Source organism: Ruegeria sp. HKCCD7181 (assembly GCF_057221055.1).
Genome location: NZ_JBWVBC010000004.1, coordinates 232,289 through 257,853 on the forward strand (window position 1 = coordinate 232,289; position 25,565 = coordinate 257,853).

At 56.6% G+C, this 25,565-nt stretch carries 25 protein-coding genes; 10 read left to right on the forward strand and 15 right to left on the reverse strand.

Annotated elements, in window-relative coordinates; genetic code table 11:
- Positions 1 to 350 precede the first annotated feature (350 nt).
- The 3 genes from AC2TCY_RS10210 to AC2TCY_RS10220 form a co-directional block, all read right to left on the reverse strand.
- A complete protein-coding gene (locus AC2TCY_RS10210; protein ID WP_480847238.1) occupies positions 351 to 668 on the reverse strand; it encodes a non-heme iron oxygenase ferredoxin subunit in 318 nt (105 codons plus the stop codon).
- Positions 669 to 671: 3 nt separating this feature from the next.
- A complete protein-coding gene (locus AC2TCY_RS10215; protein WP_480847239.1) occupies positions 672 to 1,628 on the reverse strand; it encodes a fatty acid desaturase family protein in 957 nt (318 codons plus the stop codon).
- Between the two features lie 155 nt (positions 1,629 to 1,783).
- Entirely contained in the window at positions 1,784 to 2,869 is a 1,086-nt protein-coding gene (locus AC2TCY_RS10220) for a hypothetical protein (RefSeq protein WP_480847241.1), read from the reverse strand.
- 96 nt (positions 2,870 to 2,965) lie between these two features.
- Between AC2TCY_RS10220 and AC2TCY_RS10225 the strand changes: the two genes are divergently transcribed.
- Positions 2,966 to 3,895: a LysR substrate-binding domain-containing protein gene (locus tag AC2TCY_RS10225; protein WP_480847242.1), complete on the forward strand. Its 930-nt coding sequence runs from the start codon at positions 2,966 to 2,968 to the stop codon at positions 3,893 to 3,895.
- Positions 3,896 to 3,991: 96 nt separating this feature from the next.
- Positions 3,992 to 5,035 (forward strand): aromatic ring-hydroxylating dioxygenase subunit alpha, encoded by a 1,044-nt coding sequence (locus tag AC2TCY_RS10230; RefSeq protein ID WP_480847244.1) that lies wholly within the window; start codon positions 3,992 to 3,994, stop codon positions 5,033 to 5,035.
- Positions 5,036 to 5,064: 29 nt separating this feature from the next.
- Here the strand turns inward: AC2TCY_RS10230 and AC2TCY_RS10235 are convergent, their stop codons facing one another.
- Positions 5,065 to 5,853, reverse strand: a complete 789-nt coding sequence (locus tag AC2TCY_RS10235) for a phytanoyl-CoA dioxygenase family protein (RefSeq protein WP_480847245.1) — start codon at positions 5,851 to 5,853, stop codon at positions 5,065 to 5,067.
- Between the two features lie 324 nt (positions 5,854 to 6,177).
- Between AC2TCY_RS10235 and AC2TCY_RS10240 the strand changes: the two genes are divergently transcribed.
- The 5 genes from AC2TCY_RS10240 to AC2TCY_RS10260 all read left to right on the forward strand — a co-directional run bounded on the left by AC2TCY_RS10240 (position 6,178) and on the right by AC2TCY_RS10260 (position 12,199).
- Complete coding sequence (locus tag AC2TCY_RS10240; protein WP_480847246.1) at positions 6,178 to 7,449, forward strand: FAD-dependent oxidoreductase; 1,272 nt, start codon at positions 6,178 to 6,180, stop codon at positions 7,447 to 7,449.
- A 13-nt stretch (positions 7,450 to 7,462) separates the two neighbouring features.
- Positions 7,463 to 7,720 (forward strand): sarcosine oxidase subunit delta, encoded by a 258-nt coding sequence (locus tag AC2TCY_RS10245; protein ID WP_480847248.1) that lies wholly within the window; start codon positions 7,463 to 7,465, stop codon positions 7,718 to 7,720.
- On the forward strand, positions 7,707 to 10,577 hold the full coding sequence (locus AC2TCY_RS10250; RefSeq protein ID WP_480847249.1) for a 2Fe-2S iron-sulfur cluster-binding protein: 2,871 nt from the start codon (positions 7,707 to 7,709) through the stop codon (positions 10,575 to 10,577). The genes AC2TCY_RS10245 and AC2TCY_RS10250 overlap by 14 nt, the downstream gene beginning before the upstream one ends.
- A 1-nt stretch (position 10,578) precedes the next feature.
- Entirely contained in the window at positions 10,579 to 11,076 is a 498-nt protein-coding gene (locus tag AC2TCY_RS10255) for a sarcosine oxidase subunit gamma family protein (RefSeq protein WP_480847250.1), read from the forward strand.
- Positions 11,077 to 11,266: 190 nt separating this feature from the next.
- Positions 11,267 to 12,199 carry an AEC family transporter gene (locus AC2TCY_RS10260; RefSeq protein ID WP_480847251.1) on the forward strand — a complete coding sequence of 311 codons (933 nt, stop codon included), beginning with the start codon at positions 11,267 to 11,269 and terminating at the stop codon, positions 12,197 to 12,199.
- A gap of 10 nt (positions 12,200 to 12,209) precedes the next feature.
- Here the strand turns inward: AC2TCY_RS10260 and AC2TCY_RS10265 are convergent, their stop codons facing one another.
- Genes AC2TCY_RS10265 through AC2TCY_RS10295 form a run of 7 tightly spaced genes read right to left on the reverse strand, consistent with a single transcriptional unit; the run spans position 12,210 to position 19,821 of the window.
- Positions 12,210 to 13,493 carry an amidase gene (locus AC2TCY_RS10265; RefSeq protein WP_480847252.1) on the reverse strand — a complete coding sequence of 428 codons (1,284 nt, stop codon included), beginning with the start codon at positions 13,491 to 13,493 and terminating at the stop codon, positions 12,210 to 12,212.
- Entirely contained in the window at positions 13,490 to 14,683 is a 1,194-nt protein-coding gene (locus tag AC2TCY_RS10270; protein WP_480847254.1) for a YlbE family protein, read from the reverse strand. The genes AC2TCY_RS10265 and AC2TCY_RS10270 overlap by 4 nt, the downstream gene beginning before the upstream one ends.
- Positions 14,680 to 15,306: a hypothetical protein gene (locus AC2TCY_RS10275; protein ID WP_480847256.1), complete on the reverse strand. Its 627-nt coding sequence runs from the start codon at positions 15,304 to 15,306 to the stop codon at positions 14,680 to 14,682. The genes AC2TCY_RS10270 and AC2TCY_RS10275 overlap by 4 nt, the downstream gene beginning before the upstream one ends.
- Positions 15,306 to 15,938, reverse strand: a complete 633-nt coding sequence (locus AC2TCY_RS10280; protein WP_480847257.1) for a hypothetical protein — start codon at positions 15,936 to 15,938, stop codon at positions 15,306 to 15,308. The genes AC2TCY_RS10275 and AC2TCY_RS10280 overlap by 1 nt, the downstream gene beginning before the upstream one ends.
- Positions 15,935 to 17,305, reverse strand: coding sequence for a Rieske 2Fe-2S domain-containing protein (locus AC2TCY_RS10285; RefSeq protein WP_480847259.1), 1,371 nt, complete (start codon positions 17,303 to 17,305; stop codon positions 15,935 to 15,937). Before AC2TCY_RS10285 ends, AC2TCY_RS10280 begins: the two co-directional genes overlap by 4 nt.
- Positions 17,306 to 17,337: 32 nt before the next feature.
- Positions 17,338 to 18,798 carry an aldehyde dehydrogenase gene (locus tag AC2TCY_RS10290; protein WP_480847260.1) on the reverse strand — a complete coding sequence of 487 codons (1,461 nt, stop codon included), beginning with the start codon at positions 18,796 to 18,798 and terminating at the stop codon, positions 17,338 to 17,340.
- Positions 18,799 to 19,821, reverse strand: coding sequence for a succinylglutamate desuccinylase/aspartoacylase family protein (locus tag AC2TCY_RS10295; protein ID WP_480847262.1), 1,023 nt, complete (start codon positions 19,819 to 19,821; stop codon positions 18,799 to 18,801). It lies immediately after the preceding gene.
- 129 nt (positions 19,822 to 19,950) lie between these two features.
- Here AC2TCY_RS10295 and AC2TCY_RS10300 point away from each other — a divergent pair, with 129 nt between their 5' ends.
- From AC2TCY_RS10300 to AC2TCY_RS10310, 3 genes are read left to right on the forward strand one after another with little or no spacing between them, the layout of a single operon-like run.
- Positions 19,951 to 21,045 (forward strand): pyridoxal phosphate-dependent aminotransferase, encoded by a 1,095-nt coding sequence (locus AC2TCY_RS10300; RefSeq protein ID WP_480847263.1) that lies wholly within the window; start codon positions 19,951 to 19,953, stop codon positions 21,043 to 21,045.
- Positions 21,045 to 21,593, forward strand: coding sequence for a decarboxylase (locus AC2TCY_RS10305; RefSeq protein ID WP_480847264.1), 549 nt, complete (start codon positions 21,045 to 21,047; stop codon positions 21,591 to 21,593). Before AC2TCY_RS10300 ends, AC2TCY_RS10305 begins: the two co-directional genes overlap by 1 nt.
- Positions 21,590 to 22,162 (forward strand): thiamine pyrophosphate-dependent enzyme, encoded by a 573-nt coding sequence (locus AC2TCY_RS10310; RefSeq protein WP_480847265.1) that lies wholly within the window; start codon positions 21,590 to 21,592, stop codon positions 22,160 to 22,162. The genes AC2TCY_RS10305 and AC2TCY_RS10310 overlap by 4 nt, the downstream gene beginning before the upstream one ends.
- Here the strand turns inward: AC2TCY_RS10310 and AC2TCY_RS10315 are convergent.
- From AC2TCY_RS10315 to AC2TCY_RS10330, 4 genes are all read right to left on the reverse strand, one after another.
- Positions 22,149 to 23,039, reverse strand: a complete 891-nt coding sequence (locus AC2TCY_RS10315; protein WP_480847267.1) for a LysR substrate-binding domain-containing protein — start codon at positions 23,037 to 23,039, stop codon at positions 22,149 to 22,151. The genes AC2TCY_RS10310 and AC2TCY_RS10315 overlap by 14 nt on opposite strands.
- Positions 23,040 to 23,168: 129 nt before the next feature.
- Positions 23,169 to 23,747 (reverse strand): helix-turn-helix domain-containing protein, encoded by a 579-nt coding sequence (locus AC2TCY_RS10320; protein WP_480847268.1) that lies wholly within the window; start codon positions 23,745 to 23,747, stop codon positions 23,169 to 23,171.
- A 453-nt stretch (positions 23,748 to 24,200) separates the two neighbouring features.
- Positions 24,201 to 24,383 carry a hypothetical protein gene (locus tag AC2TCY_RS10325; protein WP_480847269.1) on the reverse strand — a complete coding sequence of 61 codons (183 nt, stop codon included), beginning with the start codon at positions 24,381 to 24,383 and terminating at the stop codon, positions 24,201 to 24,203.
- Between the two features lie 130 nt (positions 24,384 to 24,513).
- Entirely contained in the window at positions 24,514 to 25,428 is a 915-nt protein-coding gene (locus AC2TCY_RS10330; RefSeq protein ID WP_480847271.1) for a LysR family transcriptional regulator, read from the reverse strand.
- Between the last annotated feature and the right edge of the window lie 137 nt (positions 25,429 to 25,565).

Below are 25,565 nucleotides of genomic sequence, written 5' to 3' on the forward strand. Positions count from 1 at the left end.
TCGCGCCCGGATGATACGGCTTTATGACTTCAGTTTATCGAGTAGCTGTCACAAAGTCCGCTTACTGTTGTCGATGTTGGATTTGTTCTGCGCGACAGCACAGCAATCATGATTTACACTGGTGCAGAAGTATGGCGCGGCGGACTGGGTTCCGGTGACACATGATGATTACGGCGACATCCAGCAATGGCTGTCCTTTTCCGTGAACGAAGTTTTCCACTACGTCGCGACGGCTCACTTTTGCCAAATCCTAAAGTGCGCGCAGGGATTGCACGTATCGACGACCTTCCGGGATATGTGATCATGCCTGGCTTGCCGGCCCCCGCCTAAGACAAAAGGGCCGGACTCCTTCAAACCCTTACCTGCACAATGCCGTTTTCGATCCGCGTTTCAAACACCTTCATCGAACGTGTGGCAGGTGCAGAAACAGGTTTTCCATCCCGCACATCGAAGGCGCCCTGATGCAGCGGGCACTCGATGACATGGCCATCAAAATACCCGTCGCACAGGTCCGCGCCGCCATGATTGCACAGCGCCAGCGAGGCAAAGACCCCGCTGGGTGTATCATAGATGGCGATCATACGAGTTCCGATTTCAACGCGCGTGACCCAGTTCTTCTCTAGCCGGGATGCTTCAATCACATCCCGCCACGGTTTCTCCCCTGCCATGGATCAAACCCCTGCCTTTTGCTGGCGTCTGTTTCGCAAGATCTGCCGTAGAATGTCGCGATGCGCGGCAAAGTATCCACCGGGTTCGACAAAGATGTGATCTTTCAGCTTCTCATGCAGTCGCGGCAATGTATGGAAAGGTACCGAGGCCACATAGTGATGTTCCGCGTGGTAGTTCATGTTCCAGCAAAGGAAAGCCCATGGGGCGGACACCAGATTTGTGCGTGTATTTTCCGACATCTCGGCCACAGTCGGCCGTCCGACATGCTCAGTCATCCGAACAAAACGCATTACCGGCTCGCCCAGTAACAGCGGTATGATCCAGTACCAGACCAGGCCCCACCAGCCAGTCAACGCCATGGCCAGAAAGACTGCCGCGTAGATGGCCAGCATCCTCCTCGCATCTCGATAAACGGCTTGATGTTCGACCTTGGGAATAAACCGCAGCTCAACCTCGCTGAGGCGTCCACTGGCATGGCGGAACAATTCGGTGAATTTGCCGCGCCAATAGGGCAGTGCGGACAGGTACAACAGGTATTGCCCAAGTGTTTTTGGCAACGGGATCAGTTCAGGATCTTCGCCTGTCAGTTGTGTGTATGTGTGATGGTCGCAATGCTCGTACCGAAAAAACCGATGCGGCAGAACAATGATAAGCCCACAAATCTGACCAACAAGATCGTTTAGCCAACGGGTCCGGAACACGGTGTAGTGCACGCATTCGTGTTGTAGCGAGAAGTGATGAACCAAAACCACCCCTTGCAGGAACATTGCGGGCCAGATCAGCCAGCTGTTCCAGGCCAGCGCTACAAGGGTGGTTGTACAGGCGAGCAAAATGACCCAAAGCGCCAAGTGACGCAGGCCAGGCCCGTTCGAGCGTTGCATGAAGTCTTTCAGTTCAGCGCGTGTTAGCTTTCCTTCGGCCAAGGCCTGAGTCAGTGGCGTAACGATTGCTTTTGACATGTGAGTTCCACAGTTTTGCCGGTGCGGGGGCTTTGCCCTCATCGCATTATCCGGCACCGGAGACGGGAGTGCTCCGCACCATAGGGCCTTATCGGACAGGCTCTATTAATTCCGGATTATCGTTACACGGCGTGATTCGATCAAGCCGGGAATGGTCATCCCGTCTTGCGAAATCCGATATCCGGATCAGGATTCGCGAACAGAGCGGCCGCACAGGGATGCCTGTCCAGAATGGACACTCCGCCCGGCAGCCGATCAGCATGGAACACGCCATTATCCCAAAATTTTACGCTGTCGATTACAATTGTCGGATCGAATGCGTTCCAGCTGATCTCACCCGGTGCGTAGGCACCACAGGTGTGAAAATGCAGGATGCGTGGATTCCCAAAGGCGGCTCCACCCCATCTTTCGAAATTATCGCGCATGTCCCAGGGATAGCCGCAGCCGGGGTGAATGCCGGCGTGCCAAGAGTGCACAAAGTTGCGGTCGATACCGAAGTGACCTGCGACGCGATCATAATGGGCGTCGGCCCGGGCTGTGTCAGTAGGATTACCCTCGAACCCGGTCAGGCGACCATTTTCCAGGATCGCGAACACGGGACGTTCGAATTCGACTGTATAGTCGTCATAGTATTTTGAACCGGTGCCCGTCAGAAATTCCAGCGCAACACGGCCCGAGAAGCTGTGGGCCGGGACCGGAGTAAACACCGACATAGGAAAGCGCAGGATCGAGGTGTCGCCCGCTGGTTCAAGGTTCATCTCTGGCCGTCCTTGCACGTCTGTGCCAAGCGGGCAGGTTATCCGCACTTCACTTGCCGTGTTCAGCACAGAATTGATTCCGGCCTTGATTTCCATGAACGCGTCATGGTGCCCGTTGGAAAACCCGGACCCGAACAACTCGCGAGTCAGTGCAAAACTTACTATGATTTTTTTCCCCTGCGGCATTTCGGAGAAACGCAGCTGATCCCCGAGGCGGGCGAGAAAGAGGATTATGTCGGCAGCTTCGAACCGCGCCAGCAGATCGGGCGACAGATGTGGATTGTCCGGGTTGAACCCAACATCAACCGCATCCACGGACAATCCCATGGATTGCGCCACCCCAGAGACTATATCGACACTGTCCGCGTCGAAATAACCGAATTCCGGCGGTTCATAGGCGATCAGCAATCTGTCGCCGGCCGTTGCACGGGCACAGTTCAACAAAAGGTTATGCGCGCCACGCTCGGGCGTTATGTCGGACATTCACGTCTCCTCCGGATTGCTCCCAGTATAGATTACGCGCGTGCCTGCCGCCTAATCCATTTGAAAGTGATTATGGCTGGCATTAGGGTGACTAATATGATTGTGAACCTGCCTTACTCCGCTCTGCGCGCCTTTGAGGCAGTTGTCCGCCATTCCGGGTTTTCCCCTGCCGCGACCGAACTGGGTGTCAGTCAAAGTGCGGTCAGCCAGCATGTACGCTCGCTGGAGGAATGGCTTGGCAGGGACCTTCTGGTGCGCGGCGCGCGGCAATCGCGCCCGACGCGTGAAGGCGAACAACTCGCCCTCGCGATATCCGAGGGGTTGGGGCGTATATCGGATGTTTGCACCCAGTTGCGTGACAAAACCCGAAACGACCGAACAATCGTGATTTCCTGTCTGCCAGGCTTTGCCTTCAACTGGTTGTTTCCGCGGTTGCTACACTTTGATCTAGCCCACCCGGATCTGTCCATTTCGATCGCAACCGACACTGGACAAAATCCGTTCTCTGGGGCGGATGCCGATGTTGGTATTCGGTATGGTCTGGGGGATTACGCTGGTTATCAGGTCGATCTGCTGATGACCGAGACGTTGTTTCCGGTGTGCGCCCCATCCCTGTTGCCGAACCTTCAGGGGATCGAAGATTTGGCGCAACACACTTTGCTGGTGGATGAGAATCTTCCCTACGGAGCGGCAAGCCCAACATGGGATTTCTGGGCTCGGCAATGTGGCGTGACTTTACCCGCACCTTTGCGTACGCGGCAGCTGGGGCAATCAAATATGGTCGTGCAGGCGGCAATCGAAGGCCTGGGAGTCGCTCTTGGGCGTGAACCTCTGGTCATTGACACATTGTGCGATGGGCGACTGGTTCGACCCTTTCCTGAGATGACGCAATCGCCCTTGTCCTATTGGTTGGTACGTCCCCATGAAACCAAAGACAGCCCGAAAGTGGGTGAGTTTCTGAATTGGATTCGTGCCGAGGTGGCTTCACAGCCTGACATTCCAGATCATGCGACTGCCAAAAATTAGTTTGACTTATACGAGTCATTACCAATCCGGCATGGCGCATGGCTGATCTGGTGCCCATACTGGCGCAAGCCATCAGATGATATGGAGAGCTGTCCAATGTACCTGAGAAATTGCTGGTATGTCGCCGCCTGGAGCAAAGACATCGGTCGCGAGCTGAAGGGTGAGACGTTCCTTGGCGAGAACGTCGTGCTGTACAGACAGCAAGATGGCACTCCGGTCGCACTGGAAGACGCCTGTCCGCACCGAAAATTGCCCTTGTCGAATGGCAATCTGAAAGGAGATCTGGTGGAGTGCGGATACCACGGATTGACCTTCGATTGTTCAGGCAAATGCACTGATAGCCCCACCCAGCGTGGCATGACTCCGCGGCGGGCGGTGGTCAAATCTTATCCCGTGGTGGATCGCTATCGCCTTGTTTGGATCTGGATGGGGGATCCGGCTCTGGCTGATCCCGACAAGATTTTCCCGGTTGAGAATTTTGATGACCCCACCTGGGGTCTGACAGATGGCGGAGTGCTGGATATTGACTGCCATTACCTATGGATTTGCGACAACCTGCTGGATCCCAGCCATGTCGCATGGGTCCACGTGTCTTCGTTTGCGGGCGCAGGAACGGATGAGGAACCACTGAATGTTGAGAAGACTGATCGCGGTGTGATCGTCTCGCGTTGGATCGAAAACAAGCCGCCGTCACCTTATTATGCTAAACTGGTGGTATTTGAAGGAGACTGCGACCGGTTGCAGCATTACGAAATGTGTCTGCCCGCCATCGGGTTGAACAAGTCCATCTACACCCCCGTTGGAACTGGTGGATATGACAAAGCACCAGTTGATGAGACGTTCATCAATATATCGTACAATTTCATGACCCCGATTGACGAAGATCGAACACGGTATTTCTGGTTCCAGCACCGCAATTCGGATCCCGACAATGCGGAAGTGTCCAAATTCATGAATGACGGGGCCTACATGGCCTTTAACGAAGACCGGGAGGTGTTGGAGAAGGTTCATCTGGGTATGAAGCACGCCAAAACACCCCATATCGACCTTGGGCTTGATGCAGGTGCGAAACAGTTCCGACGCGTTCTGGACCGGGCCATTGAAGCTGAAGCTCCCGAAAGCATCGCCAGGCAAGCTTGAGCAGAGGGCTGGTACCAGCCCTCTGCTATTTAAACGGTCTGGTAGATTATAGGAAACCGACCCCCGGCAAATGGCGCGCCGGGGCGCAGGGTGTCGTCGTGCAGCCATTCGGTAACGGCGTCGCGCGGCTCATAAATTGCGCCGTCCACTGCGAACCGGATTGCATAGCCACGTCTACGTCGGCTCGATGTCCGGTTTCCCATCGCTGAATGAGCCGTCATGCCGTCGAATGCCAGCGCATCGCCGGGTTCCATGCTTGGATAGTGAAAGATGTCGTAATCGGCTCGGTTTGCCTCAAAATCCGGCATGTCGATGTAATCGGGGTTGTCTTTTTCCATGTAGTGCAGGAACCCACCAAGCTGATCGGTTTTGAAGGGTCGGTATTTCGCGCCCCAGGCGTGAGATCCCCGCACAAATTCCAGGGCTCCGTTGTCGGGATCTACCGAATCCAGCGCGATCCACATTGTCATGATCGGTCCTGAGACCGGCCAATAAGGTTGGTCCGTATGCCAACCGGTTTGTGTTTTGGTTCCCGGTTCTTTCACAAAGATCTGGTCATATATGAGCGAAGCCCAGGGGCTGTCTGCCACCTCGGCCACGCGCTGCCCGATATCTGAGTTGAGGCAGTAATCCTGAAAAACACCCGGCTTCTCACGCATATTCTTATAGGCAAAATAACGATCGCCCTTGGCGACTTCAGTATCGACCGCTTGACGGAGTTTGGTCAGCCAATTTTCCGACAAGATGTTTTTCAGCAGCACAACGCCGTCGCGGGCATAATCATCCTGAGTTGTTCTTAGTTCATTTGCATGTGTCATGTAACGTCCATCCACTTCGCCTCGAATGAAGAGGCGGGTTTAGAGGCAGGCGCAATGCGCCTGGGCGGCAAGGCGTTACGAGGCGGGTGAGCTGCGGCAGTTTATGATGAAACAGGGCCAAAGCGACCGCGCCGACCATTTGCCGGCGAGACGTCGATGGAACTGTTCAACGCGGAGTTTCATGATGCCGCCTTTCCGCTAACAGCTTAATTGAATTTTCCAATTAGGCCAGAAAAGAGATTGGCTTCCGTCGCCCCCATTGGTCCGCATACCGGGGAATTAGCTTGTCCGTGGGTAAATAAATTTATTGACTGAAAATGCATGATGATAAATATTATTACCACCATGCAAAATTATTCCGTGTTCTCACTCGCCCGTAATGCGCTTTCGGGACATCGAAATTGGCCGTTGGCGTGGCGCAGCCCACCCCTGAAAGATCACTATGATGTGGTGGTGATCGGAGCAGGGGGTCATGGGCTGGCGACTGCCTACTACCTGACCAAGGAATTCGGCATCACCGATGTTGCCGTCCTGGAACGCGGTTGGCTGGGTGGCGGCAATATTGCGCGCAATACAGTGACTATTCGGTCAAACTACATGCGAGATGAGTCGGTTCCGTTCTACGTCAAGTCCGTCGCGATGTACGAAGGTCTCACGCATGAGCTGAACTTTAACATGATGCATTCGAAACGGACCATGGTGGACGTGGTCCAAACCTGGCCAAAACTGCGCGAACTGAGGCGGCGGCAGTTGGTGATGGACATTTACGGTTCGACCTATGAACAGATCACGACCGAGGAATTGCGCCGCCGTATCCCGGCGTTGACCGGGGGCGGGCCGGATGCGCGTCTGCCGGTGATCTGCGGTATGGTTCATACGGATGCGGGCGTGAACCGGCATGACGCAGTAGCCTGGGGCTACGCGCGCGCGGCTGATGCACGAGGTGTCGAGATTCATCAGCAAACGGCAGTGCAATCGCTGTTGCGTGGCACAGATGGTTCAATCGAAGGAGTCGAAACCAATCGTGGCAGGGTCCGGGCAAGCAAGGTGGTTGTTGCGGTGTCGGGTCACACGACTACTTTGACCGAGACGGCTGGTCTGAAACTGCCTCTGCGTACGATGAACCTGACGGCCTTCGTCTCAGAGCCGGTGCAGCCTCTGATCGACGTTATCGTGAACTGCCCCGATAGCGGCTTTTACTTCAGCCAGTCCGACAAGGGCGAAATGGTGATCGGCGGCGCACCCGATATGGGGCAGAGTTTTCGCCGCGATATCAAACAGAACGTCTTCGAAGACACGGTGACTGCAATGCTGTCGCTGTTCCCAAGCTTCAAAAAGCTCAAACTGATGCGGCAATGGGGCGGGCACTTGGACATTGCCCACGACGCCTCACCGATCATGGATCAGACCGACGTGCCGGGTTTGTTCGTCACCGCCGGTTGGTGGGGTGGTTACAAGGCGATCCCGGCGGGAGGTCTGACTCTGGCCCATCTGGTGGCCAGGGGCGAGCCGCATCCGCTGATGGCCTCGTTTACCATGGACCGGTTCCGCCATCTGGATTTCGTGATGGAAGCCGGTACCACCACCGCGCGATAGAGAGGACAGGATCATGTTGCTTATACCCTGCCCTTTCTGTGGCAAACGCAATGAAAGCGAATTTATCTACGGCGGCCCTGTCGGAGCCGATCGGCCTGACCCTAACGCAGTCAATGACGTTGAATGGGTCGAATACCTTACCGTGGCACCGAACCCCTTGGGGCCAGTGCAGGAAAAGTGGTGGCACGCGCGTGGCTGCGGTGAATGGCTGACGATTTGGCGCGATACCCGCACCCATGACATCGCAGAGGTGCCCGATGATGCAAAGTAACCGCCGCGCTGAAGGCGGGCGCATCAATCGAAACCGCCCGCTTCGCTTTACGTTCAACGGTAAGCATTATGAAGGCTATGAAGGGGATACACTGGCCTCAGCTCTGCTGGCCAACGGTGTCCGCGTCACCGCCCGTAGTTTCAAATACCACCGTCCTCGCGGCATCATTGGCCATGGGCCCGAAGAACCCGCAACACTGGTAGAGTTGGACGGCGAAGACGCCTCGGGCAACTGCCCAGTTACCACTGTACCGCTGCGTGAAGGGTTGAGCGCGCGGTCGGTCAATTGCTGGCCGTCACCAGAGTTCGATCTGGGTGGCATTAACCAGCTATTTGCCCGTTTCCTCCCGGCGGGGTTTTATTACAAGACATTCAAATGGCCCAACTGGCATCTGTTCGAACCCTCGATCCGCAAAGCGGCCGGGCTGGCCGCTGCCCCTGCAAGCCCCCCTGCGTCCGGGCATTTCGAAGCCCGTCATGCCCATGCGGATGTTCTCGTTGCCGGTGCCGGGCCCGCCGGTTTGCAGGTCGCGCTTGAGGCCGGGCGCGCGGGCAAGCGCGTGTTTCTGGCAGATGAAGGAACCGAGGCAGGCGGCAGCCTGTTAAATCGAACCCTGACTATTGGCAGAAAGCCTGCGATGAACTGGGTGGCCAACACTGTGGCCGAACTGGACAGGATGGAGAACGTCACCCATCTGCAAAACGCGACCGTCTGGGCATATCGTGAGCACAACCTGATGATCGTGAACGAACGCGATCCTGGCCGCAACGGTATTCTGGAACGTAGCTGGCGGGTGCGTGCCGGAGAGGTGGTGATTGCCACAGGGGCAACAGAACGCGCCATGGTGTTTGGTGGCAATGATCGCCCCGGGGTCATGCTGGCGTCGTCGGTTCAGGCCTACGTCAACCGTTGGGGGGTAACGCCCGGACAGCGCGTCGTTCTTTTCACAAACAACAACAGTGCTTATGCAGTAGCAGCTGATCTGACGGCTGCAGGGATTTCTGTGCCAGCTATCCTGGATAGCCGCAAAACTGTCGCGCAAGAGGTTCTTGATCTCGTGCCGGGAGTTGAAGTTCACTTCGCAACTGTTGCCAGCGATGTGCGCGGGCGGAAAGGTGTTCGTGCCGTAAAGGCGGTACCCCTAAATAGGGGTCAAGGCAGCTGGATCGAGTGCGATTTACTGGGGCACTCGGGCGGCTGGAATCCAACCGTGCATCTTTGGTCGCAGTCCCGTAGTAGTTTGCGATTTGATGAAGAGTTGGCGGCATTTGTTCCTGATCAAGCGGTTCAGGCCTGTCGAACCGTTGGTGCAGCAACCGGAGATCTGGCGCTGAACCGGATCATCGAAGGCGGTACAGATCTGGCCTACGGGATTGAGCCGTTGTGGCGTGTTGACGTTCCCGGCCAGCAGGGGAAGGCGTTTCTGGATGTTCAGAATGATGTGTCGGTCAGCGATGTTCATCTGGCTCTGCGCGAAGGCTACTCAAACGTCGAACATGTCAAACGATACACCACCGGCGGTATGGGGATTGACCAGGGCAAGACTGGCAATGTCAACATAATCGGCACAGTAGCGATGCAAAAAGGCGTGCCTTTGCAGGACGTTGGAACAACTACGTTCCGCTCCCCCTATACACCAGTGTCCTTCGGAGCCATCGGTGGATTGCGTGAAGAGTCAGTGCTGTTTCCTTATCGGCACACGCCGGTGACGCAGTGGAACAAGGACAATGGCGCGGTGATGTATGAGGCCGGTGCACGCTGGCGTCGCCCGGGTTACTTCCCGAAGCAAGGTGAAGGTTTGCAAGAGGCCGTGAACCGCGAATGCCGCGCTGTGCGCGAGGGTGTCGGCGTCTATGATGGTTCGCCCCTGGGTACATTCGAGCTGAAAGGCCGTGATGTCCCGGAGTTCCTCGATTTCATTTACTCCAACATCATGTCCAGCCTGAAACCTGGCGACGGACGTTATGGGCTGATGCTGTCCGAGGATGGGCTGATCCTAGACGACGGGGTAGCGTTCCGGCTGGATGAGCACCGCTGGCTGATCTCAACCTCAACCGGGCATGCGGACGCGGTGAACCAGCATATGGAAAAGCTGCTGCAGACCGAATTCCCTGACTGGCAGGTGATGATTACCACTGTCACCAGCCAATGGAACAACGCCACCATCTGCGGTCCCCATGCGCGGGAGGTCCTGCAGGCGCTTGGTACCAATGTCGACCTCTCGCCCGAAGCGTTTCCCTTCATGTCTTTCCGCGAAGGCACAGTTGCTGGGTTCCCTGCTCGGGTCGTGAGGGTCAGTTTCACCGGCGAATTGTCATATGAAATCAACGTCGCACCTCGCCATATGGCTGCGCTATGGGACAAGGTAATGGAGGCTGGCGCGCCCTTTGGCATTCTGCCGGTCGGCTCGGAATCCAGTCACGTGCTGCGGGTCGAAAAAGGTTTTCTGTCGCTGGGGCACGAGGTGGATGGCACCGTCGACGCCTATGATCTGGGCATGGGTTGGGTCATGTCGAAGAAGAAGCCTGACTTCATAGGCAAACGCTCGGTTGCGTTGCGCCGTGCAGGCGGTGGTACTCGGCGAGAGCTGGTTGGGATTTTGCCGGAAGACCCCAACCGGCAAATTCCCGAAGGCGCACCGCTCACTCCCGGAGGTCGGAAAGAAGCGACTGAGGGTCTTGTGACTGCCTGCGTCTGGAGCGTGGTGAATGATCGTTGGGTTGGGCTGGCTCTGCTGGAAAACGGCCATTCCCGGCAGGGCGAAACCGCACATGTCCGGCTGCGTGACGGGGTGATCGCGGTCACCATTACAAAGCCGGTTTTTCACGATCCTGAAGGCAAGCTGCTGAGGTCATGAGATGAGTTACAACGTCACCTTCCAACGAAGCGAAATGGCCGCGCTGTTCGACCTCAAAGGGTCGCCAGGTGCGATTCAGGATTGGGCAGGCGATACACTTCCACCATTGCCGGACCGCCCCAACACGCGCGCCAGCACAGGCGAAACCGATCTGTTCCACATTGGTCGCAATCACTGGATTGCCCGTGCGCCGTTATCGCAGGAGGAAAAACTGGATGTCCGGCTGAAGCCCACAAACTGTCCATCTGAGATTAGTATAGTGCGGATTTCGGACACTCTGACTTTCTTTCGCCTCACTGGGTCAGAAGCCCCCGAGGTGATGACAATTTCTTGCCCGCTGGACCTGCATGAAGCTGTATTCGGCACGGACGCCGTCACTTATACTGAGTTCTTTGGCCTCAAGGCCCTTGTGCTCCGGTGCGAGAATGGGTTCGAATTTGCAGTCGAGCAGAGCTTTGCGGATATGGTGGACGATTACTTGAAACGCGCAACATCCTGAGCGGCGAATTTTATCTAAGCCCCTTTGGAGTCTGGGCAATTCACCACGGATTCAAAAGTGATGCAAATGATCTGAAACCAGTGTAGTTCCGAGGTTAGACTATCACTTTTTGGGGGTGTGACACGCATATAGCGGATACCGCCCTGCAGGGGCGTCAGTTCGTCGCCATAGCAATGGAACTTGTGTCGCAATGCTGATGACGCTGACCTCAATCTTACCAATTTTTTTGATTATTGCGCTCGGGTTGGCTTTGCGCAAAGGCGGCATCCCAAGTACTGATTTCTGGAACCTGAATGACAAGCTGGTTTACTGGGTTCTAATGCCCTGTTTACTGTTCAGCAAAATCTCTCTGTCTCCTTTGGATAAGTCGGCGTTGGGCCTTTATTCTGTGGCCATTCTGGGCGGATTTGCTGCAGCCTTGATCTTTGCCATTCTCGGCGCTCGGTTGATGGGATATGAGCCACCGCAGGCGACCTCGATCATACAGGGAAGTGCGCGGCACAATTCCTTTATCGGTCTTGCTCTGGCGGCGAACCTGTTCGGACCCACAGGGTTGGACATTGCAATTCTCGCAACGGCCATTTTGGTACCAATCACCAATATCGTGATGGTCGTCCTGCTGGTTGGGGCATTGAAAAGCGACCGGGCCAACAGTCTACCGGTTGCGATCGTGCGAGAGTTGGCCCGCAATCCCTATGTGATCTCAATTCTTTTGGCGGTGTGTGCAAACCAACTGATCGGCGACCGGATACCTGTGCTCCATGACGTGACGGATGTTCTGGGGGCAGGAGCGTTGCCGATTACCTTGCTGGCGGTCGGTGCAAATCTGCAGGTCAAGGCCATGGCGGCAAGCGCGCTGCCTTTGATCCTGGCTTTCGCTGGGAAGATGGTTGTCTTCCCTCTCGCCGTATTGGTGATCGGTTTGAATGTAGGTTTGCCGAAGGATGTCCTGCAAATTGCCGTTGTCTATTCGGTGGTCCCAACCGGTGCTTCGTCGTACACTCTGGCCAAGCAACTGGGTGGGGATGCGCCGTTGATGGCAGCCATCGTCACTCTTCAGACGTTGATCGCGGCCATTAGTATTCCTGTGTCCCTTGCGTTGTTTCTGCCGCTGATCCCATAAAACGACGTGGTCAACCCGTGAGTACGCCGTGAACCCAAGTTGCAATGTCCAGCAGACGGGCGTCTGCTCCTTTTCGCCCGATCAGCTGAATGCCCAAAGGCAACCCATAGTGATCCTTGCCAAAAGGCAGCGCGACCGAGGGGACCTGCAATAGAGTCCACATCCGTGAAAAGATCGGGTCGCCCGTTGTGTTCAGCCCCGCCGGCGCAGGGCCGGGCGCCGAAGGCACAAGCAACGCGTCCGTGTCGCGAAGCAACTGATCCAACACCTCTGCTGCGCGATCGCGGAGCCTCAGTGCGTTGCAGTAGTCATCATCACTCACAGCCAGCCCAGTGGTGACTAAGTCGTGGAACTGTTGGCTGATGCCCGGCACACCCACGGCGTATTCCGTTTCGCGCAATCGCGCTGCTTCATATCCCATGACAACGATCTGGGCCTTTGTCAGCTCAGTGAAAATCGGTGGGTGGGTTATCTCGCCGGTATCGGCCCCGGTTGCGGCAAGGGTGGACAGGGCTCGGGTGCAGGTGTCTCGCATCTCGACGGTTCCGTCCTGCCAACAAGGGCCGCGCATCAGGCTGACCCGTGGCAGTGCCTCATCAAAGTCGGCTGGAGGCAACAAGTCCGTGCCGCGCAGCACTGCATCGGCCAACACCAAATCCTGCGGATCGCGGGCCAGAACGCCTAATGTGTCGAGGCTTTGGGACAGGCTCATGACACCGGTCAGATCATAGCTGCCAGTGGTCGGTTTGAACCCGCAAACACCACAATAGGCGGCAGGCCTTATCAATGAAGCAGCCGTTTGCGAGCCAAACCCAATGGGCGCCATGAAGTCAGCAACCGCCGCGGCAGAACCGGAAGACGACCCGCCGGGTGTATGCGCCAGATTGGCCGGGTTGGCAGTTTTGCCGGGGCGAAAATAGGCAAATTCAGTTGTGACCGTCTTGCCGATGGGGATTGCGCCTGCTGCCAGAAATGCCTGCACACAGGCTGCATTCCGATCAGGGCATCGACCCGCATACAGATCACTGCCCCACCCGGTCGGCATATCTTCGGTGTCGATGATATCCTTGATGACAAAAGGCACGCCATGGAGCGGGCCGCCGATTGGGAGAGCATCGGCAGCGTGAGCGCGCTCCATGGCGCGGTTCGCATCGAGGTGTTGAAATGCTCCAATCATGGGCTCCCTCAGTGCGATTTGGTTCAGATGTGCCGCCATCACTTCGGATGGTTTAATGTCACCTTCGCGGATTAGCTCTGCCAATTCATAGGCACTGAATTTGTTCAGGGCGGTCATTTCTTGAGCGCTTTCAAAGCCTCGGTAAAAGGAGTGACTGGCATGTCGTAGATACCACCGCCCAACCGACCCGCCTGACCCAGTCGGTCGAGAATGCCCAGACCAATTACCGGACCCGAACCCTGAGCCACCGCGCCGCGCGCAGTACTGCCGAGACGGACATCAAGCGCCCGAAAATAAGGGTGTGCACCAACAGACAATCCGGACATTCGCGCCTTTGCGTTATCGGGCAGATAAGCGCCCAACGCCCGCCTTTGCTCGGGGCTAAGGTCGATCGCCATGGCTCCTAACCCAAAAGCTTCGACCACTGCACTGTCGCCAATTGCACCCAAAGCGCGACTTTGCGGCAGGTCGACATCAAACGCCCCTTTGGGTGGACTGGCCGGGGTCGTGAACCACCGACCCGGTAGACCCGAAATCTGGATGCCGATCTCGTACCCGTTGCCTCCGGCCGCTGTGACGAAGCTGGACCCGTCAATACCTTCAGCCAGTTTCATCATACATTTTGTAGCGGCCATCCAGAGGTTGAGAAACAGAGAAGGTGAACTTTCCATGAATTCCAGCGCGTCTTCGTCTGATATTCCGCCAGGCGTGCGATCTTTGAGTTCAGCAACCAGTGCACGGGCCGCGATTGGTGTGCGCCCATGGCAATCGTCGCCTCCCATCAAGCCGATCACGGCCAGCGGTACCAGCGCGATCCCTTCGGCCACCCCCTTGTCCAGCACATCCAGAAACCGGGTGTTGAGCCAGCGGATATGCTCCAACACCGCCTCGGACCGCAGCCCCAGCCGCATCGCTGGCCGGTTGCCCGCGTTAATCGGCGCGAACACGCGCTGCTGACCGCGCCAGGCGTCGTAAACTGTGTGCAGCGGCATGTCAGCTGAGACCACAGCAGCCAATGGCGTCACCACGTCATGATCCTGCGCCGGTTCCAAGACAATCTCTCTTGCGCCAATCATTGCCTCGGCCTGATCAAAATTTTGGGCCAGACCTTGCCAGACCGCCGCCACACAGGCTGAATTCAGGATTGGAGTGGTGATCTGTTGCGGACAGTCAAAAGCGGGGCCTGCATGCAGCAGGACATTCTCGGCCAGACCCAATGCCTCTGCCGCGGTGTTGAACCGGTTCCAGACCGGTTGAGTCACCATTGCCTTGTCAAAAGCCAGCTGATCTGCGGTATGCAGCGTCATGTACCCTCCGGCGGGATGATCCAGGTTTCCGAGAAATACAGGAACGCGGTCGTCGTCTCGTACCCGGCCTGAACCCGCGTGCCCAGCTTGCCTGGAAGCGCCCGGCCATTGACAATGATCTGTGCCGAAAGTGCAGGCACCAGCAACGAGAACATGTTTTGCTCGCCCGAGGCGACCTCATGTGGCGATAGCTCCAGCGCACGCGGTGGCTCAAACCCTTCCCAGACCAGTTCGACCGTCAGGTTTTCCCCGGCGATGGTCTCGGAATAGCGGTGGCTCATCGCGTCGCCCGAAGTCCGCACGGTTCGAGCGCCTATTTCGGGCAGGGTGGCGAAGGCGGGGGCATTTGCAAACGCGGCCAGTTTGCTGATGAAATTGGCCTTCAGGAACTGCGTAAGATCGGGATTGTCACTCAGGATCACATTCGGCGCGTCCGGTGGCCCATCGACCTGATCCGGCGTTCCAAATAAAAGTAAAACCTGCCCCTGACCAACCGGCGACCAGGCCACACGAAAGAACAGTGCCATAGCACTGAAATTGCCGCTGTCGTCCTTCAGTAGGATACCGGGGTTTTCGCCTGTCCAGTCGACCGTTCCAGGGGTGATCGGTTCATTCAAAGGCATTACAGATCCTCCTGCGGCGTCACCCAGGTTTCGGAAAAGGCCAGAAAGGCGGTCGACATGGTGCGACCAAAGAACTGGCGGCTGGCCACGCGACCGGGCAGGGGGGTGCCGTTGATTGCAACTTGTGCTGCCTTCGCCTCCAGAAACACCGAATACATCTCGTGCGCCTTGGTCGCCGAGTTCTCCTTGGTCACTTCGACCGGCAGCGGCGGCCCCATATCCTGCCAGATCATCTCGACCGTCACGCCAGAACCGCGCAGGGTCTCGGAGTATCGGGCTCGCAGATCCCCGGGACGTTTTTCGACGCTGTCGCAGTCAAGCCAGCTCATCGCGCCCAGACCTGCCTTGCCGATGAAAGTGGGCATCTTCGTCACCCATCCATCCACGATCCATCGCATCAGGCGCTGGTTGTCGGTCATGATCAGATTGGGCGCGTGTGGCCAGCCTTGCGGTTGATCAGGCGCGCCGAGAATAAGTGCCGCATGCCCTCTGCCATATGGCGAAAGAACCACACGAAAGAACAGTGCCAGCGTGTCGTAATGGTTCTGCGCAGGGTTCTGTTTCAGATAGATACCCGGGTTTTCACCTGACCAATCGACCCGACCCGGATTGTGGGGGATACGCGTGGTCATGACCAACTTGCCTCGTAGGATTTCAACGCATCGACAATGAAAATCTTGCGGGCCTCGCCTTGCAAGTGATCGCCGGATTTGTAGATCTCTGCCACCTGATGCGAGATTTCTTTGAGTACCGCACCTTCGTCGCGCCCGTTCTGCACCGGAATGCGCAGCATCGTGTCACCGGCGTAAGTGGGGATCACTTTGCCGGGGAAACTGTCCGTAGGCTGGGGCGGGCGCTCGCCATTTTGCAGGGCGCGGATGGCGCTGCGAAGCAGGCGCCTTGCCTTGGCTACACCCCGGTCTGTAAAGCTGAGGTTTTCGCGGGCGTGAACGTTTCTGGGTCCCTGACTGACCCAGGCATCATAGTCCCCTGGATCCCGCTGACGCATTTCGTACGGGCGGTCAGGGTCCTGACCATAGAAATCGGTCATCCCGTAGCCCACTTTGCTTCTATCTGTCAGGCCCTTTGGATCGTCATTGGCTGCTGCATCGCGGAAATGGCGCCAGGCGATGACCATCGTGTGCGTGTCATCGATTGGGGTGATCCAGCGCGACAGTCCGCAGCGTCCGAAATAGCGTGGCCCGTTCGGTACAGGGAAATGACCACCGTTCTGAGTGAACGAGGGCAACATGTGGTCGTGGATGCGCACCCAAACGATATCATCCACGCGTCGGACGTTGGTGTAGAAATCACCTGTCTGGCTTTCGTGGAATTCGATCATCGGCATTTCGGCGAAGGCGTCAATGAACTGGCTGCGAACGGCCAGTGTGTGCAGATAGACCACATGGAATGGATCCCAGGCGTTTTCCATGACTTGTAACCAGTTGCATGGAGATTTGATGAGGTAAGGCACCAGTTCATCGCCGTCGTCGTCGAACGTATCCATGACCGGGAATGGAGGTTGTTCTTCGGCGGGACCCAAATAGGCAAACGCCAGCCCTTTGTATTCGACCACCGGGTAGGCACCCAGACAGGCCTTTTTCTTGACCTGAGATGCAGGCGGTTCGCACGGTGTTTCCAGAATGGTGCCGTCCAGGCCGTATTTCCAACCGTGATAGGAACAGCGGATGCCACCTTCTTCGACGATACCGAATTCGAGGCTCATGTTTCGGTGGCAGCAATGCAGGTGAGTCAGGCCCAGCTTACCTTCCTTCTTCTCTCGAAACAGCACCAGATCCTCGCCCAGAATGCGGATGCGATAGGGCAGATCGCTGATCTGATCCGTCATTGCCACCGGCATCCAGAACCGGCGCAGATATTCACCGCAGGCGGACCCTGGCCCAACCTCGGTCAGCTCGGGATCAGGTTGCTGGTGCCAGACGCTTTGCCTGTCGTGACCGCGGAAATTACCTTTTGGGGCTTTGAAGTGGTCGTTCATCGCGTCCTCCTTGCGCTCCGTGTCTGTGTTGGTCAGGGGAACGGATCAGGCACCGGAGCGGTGCCGGTCCAAACAGATTTGACCTGACAGAAATCTTTGATGGCGTTGGGACCCAGCTCGCGCCCATAGCCTGACATCTTGAACCCACCGATCGGACTGGCAGGATCCACGCTGCGATAGTGGTTGATGTAGACTGTGCCCGCCGTGATGGCTTGGGCCACCCGCGCGCCCTTGTCGGGATCTGATGTCCAGACACCCGCTGCCAGCCCGTAATCAGTGTCATTCGCCAGTGAAATGGCCTCGGTTTCAGTTTCGAAGGTCGTGATGGCCAGCACTGGGCCAAATACTTCTTCACGCCACAGCTGCATGTCAGTGGTCACGCCGTCGAATACCGTGGGTCCAACAAAATATCCGGCACGGCCCGCAGCCGTTTTGACGCCATCCAGCAAACAAACCGCGCCGTCGGATTTGGCGCTTTCGATCATCGCCGTCACTTTTTGCAGATGTGGTTCGTTTGCCAGTGGAGCCACTTGTGTTTCAGGATTCATCGGATCACCAAGGCGCAATACGCGGGCCCGATCAATCAGGCGTGAAACAAGGGTATTTTTCAGACTTGCTTCGACAATCAGCCGGGATCCGGCCACGCAGGTTTGGCCGTTGGACAGAAAAATTCCGGATAGAATCCCGTTGATTGCGTTGTCCAAATCGCAGTCGGCAAATACGACCTGCGGAGATTTGCCGCCCAGTTCCAATACCGTCGGAATTACACCAGCCGAGGCTGCCTCGGCCACCTTCCGCCCACCAAGATCAGAGCCTGTAAAAGTGACTTTGCGCGTCAAGGGATGACGAACCAGAGGCTCACCCACTTCATGACCCAAGCCGGTGACGACGTTCAGAACTCCGGGTGGCAAGCCCGCCTCATGCGCAATCCGGGCAAATTCCAAAGTCGAGGCTGAGGCCAGTTCTGATGGCTTCACAACAACCGTATTACCCGCTGCCAGCGCTGGGGCAAGTTTCCACGCCAGGATCATCAGGGGTGAATTCCAAGGCGTTATTGCCACGACCACACCAAACGGCACATGGTGGCCGGTGCTGCTTACGCCGGCAATCGTATTGGCTTGTGGCTCTGGTTGTAATTTTCGCGCCTCGGAGGCAAAATGCCGGAACCAGCTGTGCAACCCGGAAAGTTGCCCTCGCACCTCGGTGATCCGCTTGCCATTGTCCCGGATTTCAGGGGCGACAAGCTCCTCCCATCGGGATTCCAGCGCATCGGCGAGTTGGTCGAGCATATCGGCCCGGTCTTTCGCGCCTGTTCGGGCCCAAGGGCCGGAGCTAAATGCACGGTCGGCGTCCCGGATGGCCTGATCAGCGATTTGTGCGTCGCAGCGCGCGAGCCTGCTCCATTCCGCACCGGTTGCGGGATCAACGCTGGGCAGTGTCTCTCCGTCCCAGTTCTGAAATGCACCAGCAATGAACGGAGTGTAAGTTTTCATTCAGTGATCCTCGGACACTGGCTGAGCAACCAGGGCCAGCAGATCGCCGCGGCGCACCATGCCGCGATTGCCGTGGGCCAGAATGTATCCAGAAGTGGGGAAGGTCAGGTCAATGGGCGTGCGCTCTGGCTCAATTGGGAAGTGTAGTGTGCCCGCTGATGCTCCTGCCGCGACTTGCTGCCCTGCAGCGCAATATCGGTCGAACAATCCATCGGCCGGGGCGTAAACCGTGTGCATTGGATCGGCAATCTCAACGCTTCGCGCCGCGATGGGGTCGGGTGGCTCGCCGGGAAGAACCCCCAAATATCTCAGGCAGCGCATCAACCCGGCCTCGGCCATACCGGTTACGCCCGGCTCAACTCCGCCGCCGCCGCCCAGTTCGGCGGCGATCATTGGAACCTTGGCGCGCGCAGCAGCGGCATTGACTGATCGATCGTCGTTATGCGCCCCAAGCACCCAGATCAGCGGTAAGCCAAATGCTCTGGCCAGATCCATATTGGCCTTTGTAAGGCTAGCGTCATCTGTCCGCGCAGCCAGCGCGCAGGGTTCAAACACAGAGGCCTTGCCGCCGGAATGTAGGTCGATGGCCGCATCTACACGGGAGAGCAACTCGGTTTCGACAAAGTCTGCCAGCATTGCAGTTGGGCCGCCATCGGTCTCACCCGGGAATGCGCGGTTCAGATTCTGACCATCCAGTGGTGAGACGCGCGCTGATGCTTGAATTGCTGGTGCATTCAGTGCCGGAACCAGTATCACCTGCCCGGTCAGCGTTGACGGATCCAATCTCGCCAGCAGTCGAAGGATCGATGCAGGGCCCTCGAATTCGTCACCATGGGTGCCGCCCAAGATCAGTACAGTCGGCCCCGGTTGGCCCCGAATGCTAACGACGGGAATTGGATGGTATCCAAGCGGGACCGAGTTGTCGGACCACTTCAACATCAGATCGCCAAAATTTCGACCCGGCGCATCCAGATCGGTTTTCAGGTGAAGCCTGCTGGATTGGGGTGGATGAGTATCGGCCATGCTAGTCCTGCGTTTGGTCTGCTATTCTCATAACATAATTTTTTTGAAAGTGAATTGCTAGAATCTACACAGTATGTGATATAACAAATATCTGCCAAAAACACACGACGGTAGTTCCGGAGGATTCGAATGACCCTTGCCCTAGCAAAAGCTGGAATAAACAGGATCAAACCTCACATGGTTAACGGGGTCGGGCAGACTGTCCCTCCGGCAGCAGTATTGCTGAATTCAAACGAAAGCGTATTCGGGCCAAGCCCTACCGCCCGTTCTGCGGCGCGGGCCTCAGTCAGCTCGATCGAGCGATATCAGGAAAACCCTGACCAGATTCTCGCACCTGCGATTGCCTCGCATTATGGGTTGGATGCGACGCGGATCACGACCGGACAGGGCTCGGACGATCTTCTGGCGCGTCTGGCGCGGGCCTATCTGGGACCGGGCGCCGAGTTGATCCGAAGCGCCAATGGCTATCTCAAGGTGCCGAACTATGCTTACGCCAACGACGCAGAGGTGGTGTCAGTCGCCGACGATCATTTCAAACCATCCGTCGACAGGATGATCGAAGCGCTGACAGAACGCACACGTATGGTTTATCTGGCTAATCCCGAGAACCCGGCTGGCACATATCTGAGCGGTGCAGAAGTGCGGCGTCTGCACGCAGCTTTGCCGGATAATGTGCTGCTGATAATTGATGCCGCTTACGAGGAATATGTCGACGCCGAAGACTATGAACCTGCCCATAAACTTGTTGAAGACGCCAGTAACGTCGTCATGTGCAGGACGTTTTCAAAGATTTTTGGATTGGCCGGTGCGCGCGTGGGCTGGATGTACGGACCAGACGAAGTTGTGGACAGCGTGTGCCGCATTGGATTGACTTTTCCAGTGGCTTCTTCTTCGGTTGCGGCGGCACTGGCGGCGTTGGAAGACAAGGCGCACACGCGTTTTGTCCGTTATGCGAACCGTAAGGGTCGGGGCTGGATAACTGATGAGCTGGCGGCTTTAGGGCTGCATGTTATTCCCAGTCAGGCAAATTTCGTTCTGGTCCGGCTTTCAATTGCTGGCACATCGGCCGCGGCAGTTGATGAAGCGCTGCGGCAGAAAGGTATCGCGGTGCGCCGTTTCGCATCGCCTGCTTATCGGGACTATGTTCGCATCACCGTTGGTTATCCGCATGAATTGGCTGCGGTGCGCGATGGGATCGCTGAATTTCTGGTCGGAGGAAGGTAATGGGCGCGTCCATGCACCTGTCCGACGACGCGCCGACCGTTGCGCATCCTTCTGGTGCGGCCATCATCGCAGCGATTAAGTCCGCTAAGGTGCATGAAATTGTGGCCCTGCCGGACGTCGTCACCAGCGATGGCCTGCTTTGGCCGATCTCACGAGATCACGACTTCCGGCTGACCCGCATCTGCAAGGAAGATGAAGGCGTCAGTATCTGCGGAGCGATGTCCTATAATAGCACCCGTGCAATCCTGATGATGCAGCAAACCGGGTTGATGGACTCGCTGAATGCGATCCGGGCCATTGGGGTGGATTATCAACTGCCCGTTATCATGATGGTAGGGCTGCAAGGTAAGGAGCCGCATTGCCATCCCGACCGTTCCGCCTCGTATGGTGTCCGGATAATTCGACCGGTGTTGGACGCGATGGAACTCTCGCATTCCCTGATCGAAGAGCCGGGGGATGAAGCCCATATCACGGCGGCTGTGGAGGCCGCTTATGCTACATCAACACCTCATATCTTCCTGATCGGCCGATCTCCGGAGGTGTCATGACCATGCATCGTGACGCAGCGCTAAAAGCCCTGATCCCACATGTCCGGGACGAGGATATCGTGGTCGCTGTGTATCAGAGCTGTTTCGACTGGCTGGCACTGAACCCGCGCGAATTGAATTATGTGGCCGTGGGCGCAATGGGGCAGGCCTCGTCCCATGGTTTGGGGCTGGCGCTGGCCAATCCGGATCGGCGGGTGATCGTTCTGGACGGCGATGGCAGCTTGCTCATGAATCTTGGTTCGCTGGTGACGATTGCAAATTCAGGGGTGACAAACCTGTATCATTTCCTGTCGGTCAACCGGGTGTACGAGGTAAACGGGTCGCACCCTTTGCCCGGCGCGGACAAAGTGGATTTCGCAGCCATGGCTTGGGCCGCCGGATATTCTGGTGTGCAGCAATTTACTGATCTCAATCAGTTCTCCGCCGCCGTGCCTCAGGTTCTGTCGGCCAAAGGTCCGCAATTTGCTGCGATGGAGATTCAAGCCGGCGCCGCTTATCCCAGGGATTACACGTACATTCACAGCGCACAGGCGCGATCCAGCTTCCGAGAGGCACTTAACCGTCGCTGATCCGGGCTTGCACAATCTTCAAGAAGGACTGCCCCACTGCCGATAACGGTTTGTTCTTTGACCAAAACAATACTGCCTGGAATGTCAGCGGGGCTGCAAAAGGTATGGCCACGCAATCCGGTATCGTTCTGAGGTAGTCCAGACTGGCCCCGACTACAGACACACCCAACCCTCGCGCAACGAGGCGGCAAACTGCGTCAGTGGTCCGGGTCTCATACTGCAAGTGACGCTTGATACCCTTGGCTTTAAAAAACTGGTCGATCTCAAAGCGGAAACGCGAGGACGGCATGTACGAAATAAAGTTTTCATCCGCCAGGTCCCGTGCCTGAACGATGTTTTTATCAGCCAGCGGATGGTTGGTCGGAACCACACAGCAGACGTCGCTGTCCGTTATTACCAAACTTTCAAAGGATGGATTCGCCGGTTCGGTCGTGGTGATCCCAAAATCGTAGTTTTGCGATACCATCCATTCAACGGCATCGTCGCTTGAGGCGATCTCCATCCGGGCCATGGCCTGAGGCCATGCAGTGGCGAACGCTCCAATCAGGTCTGGCGCAAGTTGCGATGAAACACCCGGTGTGATTACCAGATTCAGGCGGGCGTGCCCGAATTTTCCGATTGCTTGCGCCGAATCCTTGATATGCTCCATGCCGCTGACGGCTTGGCGTACCTCTTCTACAAGCAGGCGGGCCTCATCTGTGGGTACCAGAACCCGGCCGGACCGCTGAAACAGCTGAAATCCGACTTCAGCCTCAAAATCAGATAGCAGGCGGCTGACCGCAGGTTGCGAGATGCCCAGCATTGACGCTGCCTCGGTTACGGTCCCGGTCGAGACCACGGTTCGAAATGCATCAACCTGTCGGAATGTGATCTTCATTGGCTTTCACTGATTTCAAGTCTTTGGACCAAGGAGGGCTTAATCATAGTATTTTTTTATGCGGAGGCTGATAGTGATATGACTACGCTATATATTGCTGCTCTGTCAGATTGAATTCGGAATGCCCTGCTACTGTGGGCGCGTCGACACAGTAATAAACTCGATCTCATCCGAGAGTATCTCTCGAAAACCGTGGGGAAGCTTGGCATCGAAGCTTAGTGTGTCGCCGGGTTCCATGACAAAATCTTCAGTACCGCATCGATAAATTGCATTGCCCTGTATCATGTACAAAAAAACATATCCTTCATGCTGATAGCTGGGCAGGTGTTCAGATTGATCGCGCGCGATGGAAATGTGTGCAGACTGGAAAGAGCCTCCTGGTCCGCCATGTTTGCCCAGCAACAAATAATCGTGCGCGTGGTCCAGTGTTATGCGTCGGGACGGTAATCCCTGGCCAGCCTTTACATGATGGACATCCGCGGCAACCTCGGAATACGTGAACAGCGCCATAAGGGACACGTCCAACGCATCAGCCAAAGATTGCAGCGTGCCAAGTGAGGGCGAAACGTGTCCGTTTTCAATCCGGCTGATCATTGCAGTCGAAACCTGCGCCCGGGCGGCGAGATCCGCCAAGGTCAGATCGCGCTCTTGGCGCAACCTTTGCAGCGTCTGGCCAACTTCGCTTTCGGTGTCGGTGTTACTAGCCAATACGCAAATCGCTATTCTTCCAGGTTAGAGCGTTGATACCATTAGACCTGTGCCTCGGCCAAGCCCATTTAGTGAGTGGCAGAATTGGTAACGTCGTCAAGGTTCAACTCAAGGCCCCCAACCGCAGTAGGATCCAAATTCTGCCGTTTAGGATCTTCGCCAAATCCGGTTCCGCTTTTTGAGCTTGCGCCACGTCAAGAACGTCCTGAACAAGAAGAATGTGATGTCGGATAGCATCTTCTTCGGCTTGTGGGTACCGGTCGGCGGTGCTTAAACACCCGAGATCGCATCCGACGACATGAAGGGGTTCGTCCAGCGCGCACGGATACTTTCTGCGAATACAACGTCGCATCGAACACCAAAGCCAATAAGTTGGAGTACACACTGGCTACCTTAAAAGCCAACCTTGCTGGCGTAGGCGACGTCCAAGCGATCCAGACCGCTAAGGGCATGTTAGAAGCGCCCAACGCCTTTTTGAGGGCGATACTGGCGGGATTGTTCGTTGCTGTTGTGATAGGTGTGCCCATCCTGCGGTTGCGTGGTGCCTACTTCGCCATGATACCGCAGGCGCGGACACAGGTTGTCACTCTGACCGCCCTGCCTGTTGCCGATGGTCGATGCGGTAGCGTGTGCCATTGCGTTTGCTGAAGCCCTGGAAAAACGAAGCTGACGGCGCCGAAATTGTATTCTTATGCGTGATCAAGATACATCAACCTCCGGTGGCCTGCGTCGTTGGAGCAACTCCCAACCGGGATACCTCAACTCCTCAGAATTGCCTGTTGATACGCTCCAATGCCGACCCCAAGAGCTGGGCGAATTCACTCGCCAGTGCTGATGGGGGGCGATGCGCGGGGCGCATAATCGAAACGTTCAGGCCTACGTCAGGACGGAAGGAACGAAAAACCACAGGTCGGGGATCAGGACGCATGTTGATGTATCCGGCTGCAGTGATCGGGTCACAGATACAGTAGCACAGCCCCTTTTCCACCAGAGTTAAAGCCGGGTGAAAGGTTCTGAGTTCAAACCGGTGTTCAAATCTGGCTTTTTGACCGGCAAATGCCCTGAGTGTTGCGACAAGGTTTGGATGCCCTTCCTGCAATGCGGCCATCGGACGACCCGACAGATGGTGCGCCTCGACAATGTCCAGTTCGGCCAAGGGATCACCCGCAGGTATCGCACACACGCATCGCATGTCGAAGTCGATGGTATCAATTGCCGCCGACGTGTTTGGGGTTTCGCCCAGCCCGATGTCGTACTGCTGTGAGGCAACCCACTCTTCGATCACCGGAGACGCCCGCATCATCAAAGAAGCCCGCACGTCTGGCTTGTCCCGCAGGAATTCACCCAGAAGCTGCGGCATCAAAAGACTGGCGGCGGCCGGCATGCAGGCGATGTTCAGGCGCCCTTTCGTCAGTGCTCCAATCTCGCGCATTGTTCGCGTCGAAAGCGACAGGCGATCCAGGATCGCTTCGGCCTCGGTGATGAAGTATTGGGCCTCGGGGGTAGGGGCCATTTTGCCACGTTGCCGGCGGAACAGGGCGATGCCCAGTTCCGCTTCCAGGTTGGCAATCAGCGCACTGACAGCCGGTTGGGTTCGACCGAGGATTCGGGCAGCGTCAGAGACCGAACCCGTGCGCATGACTTCGCGAAAGGCCTGCAATTGACGAAAACTGAGGTTCATGTGCTGTTGTTAATCCACGTCTTTTCCTAAAGCTATAAAGTAACTTTATTCTATGATCAATTAAATCGCTTTGACTTGATGCCCCCATCTCGCAAGTTTTCTTGCCACGGATGCACCACCTGCATTCGCAATGACGG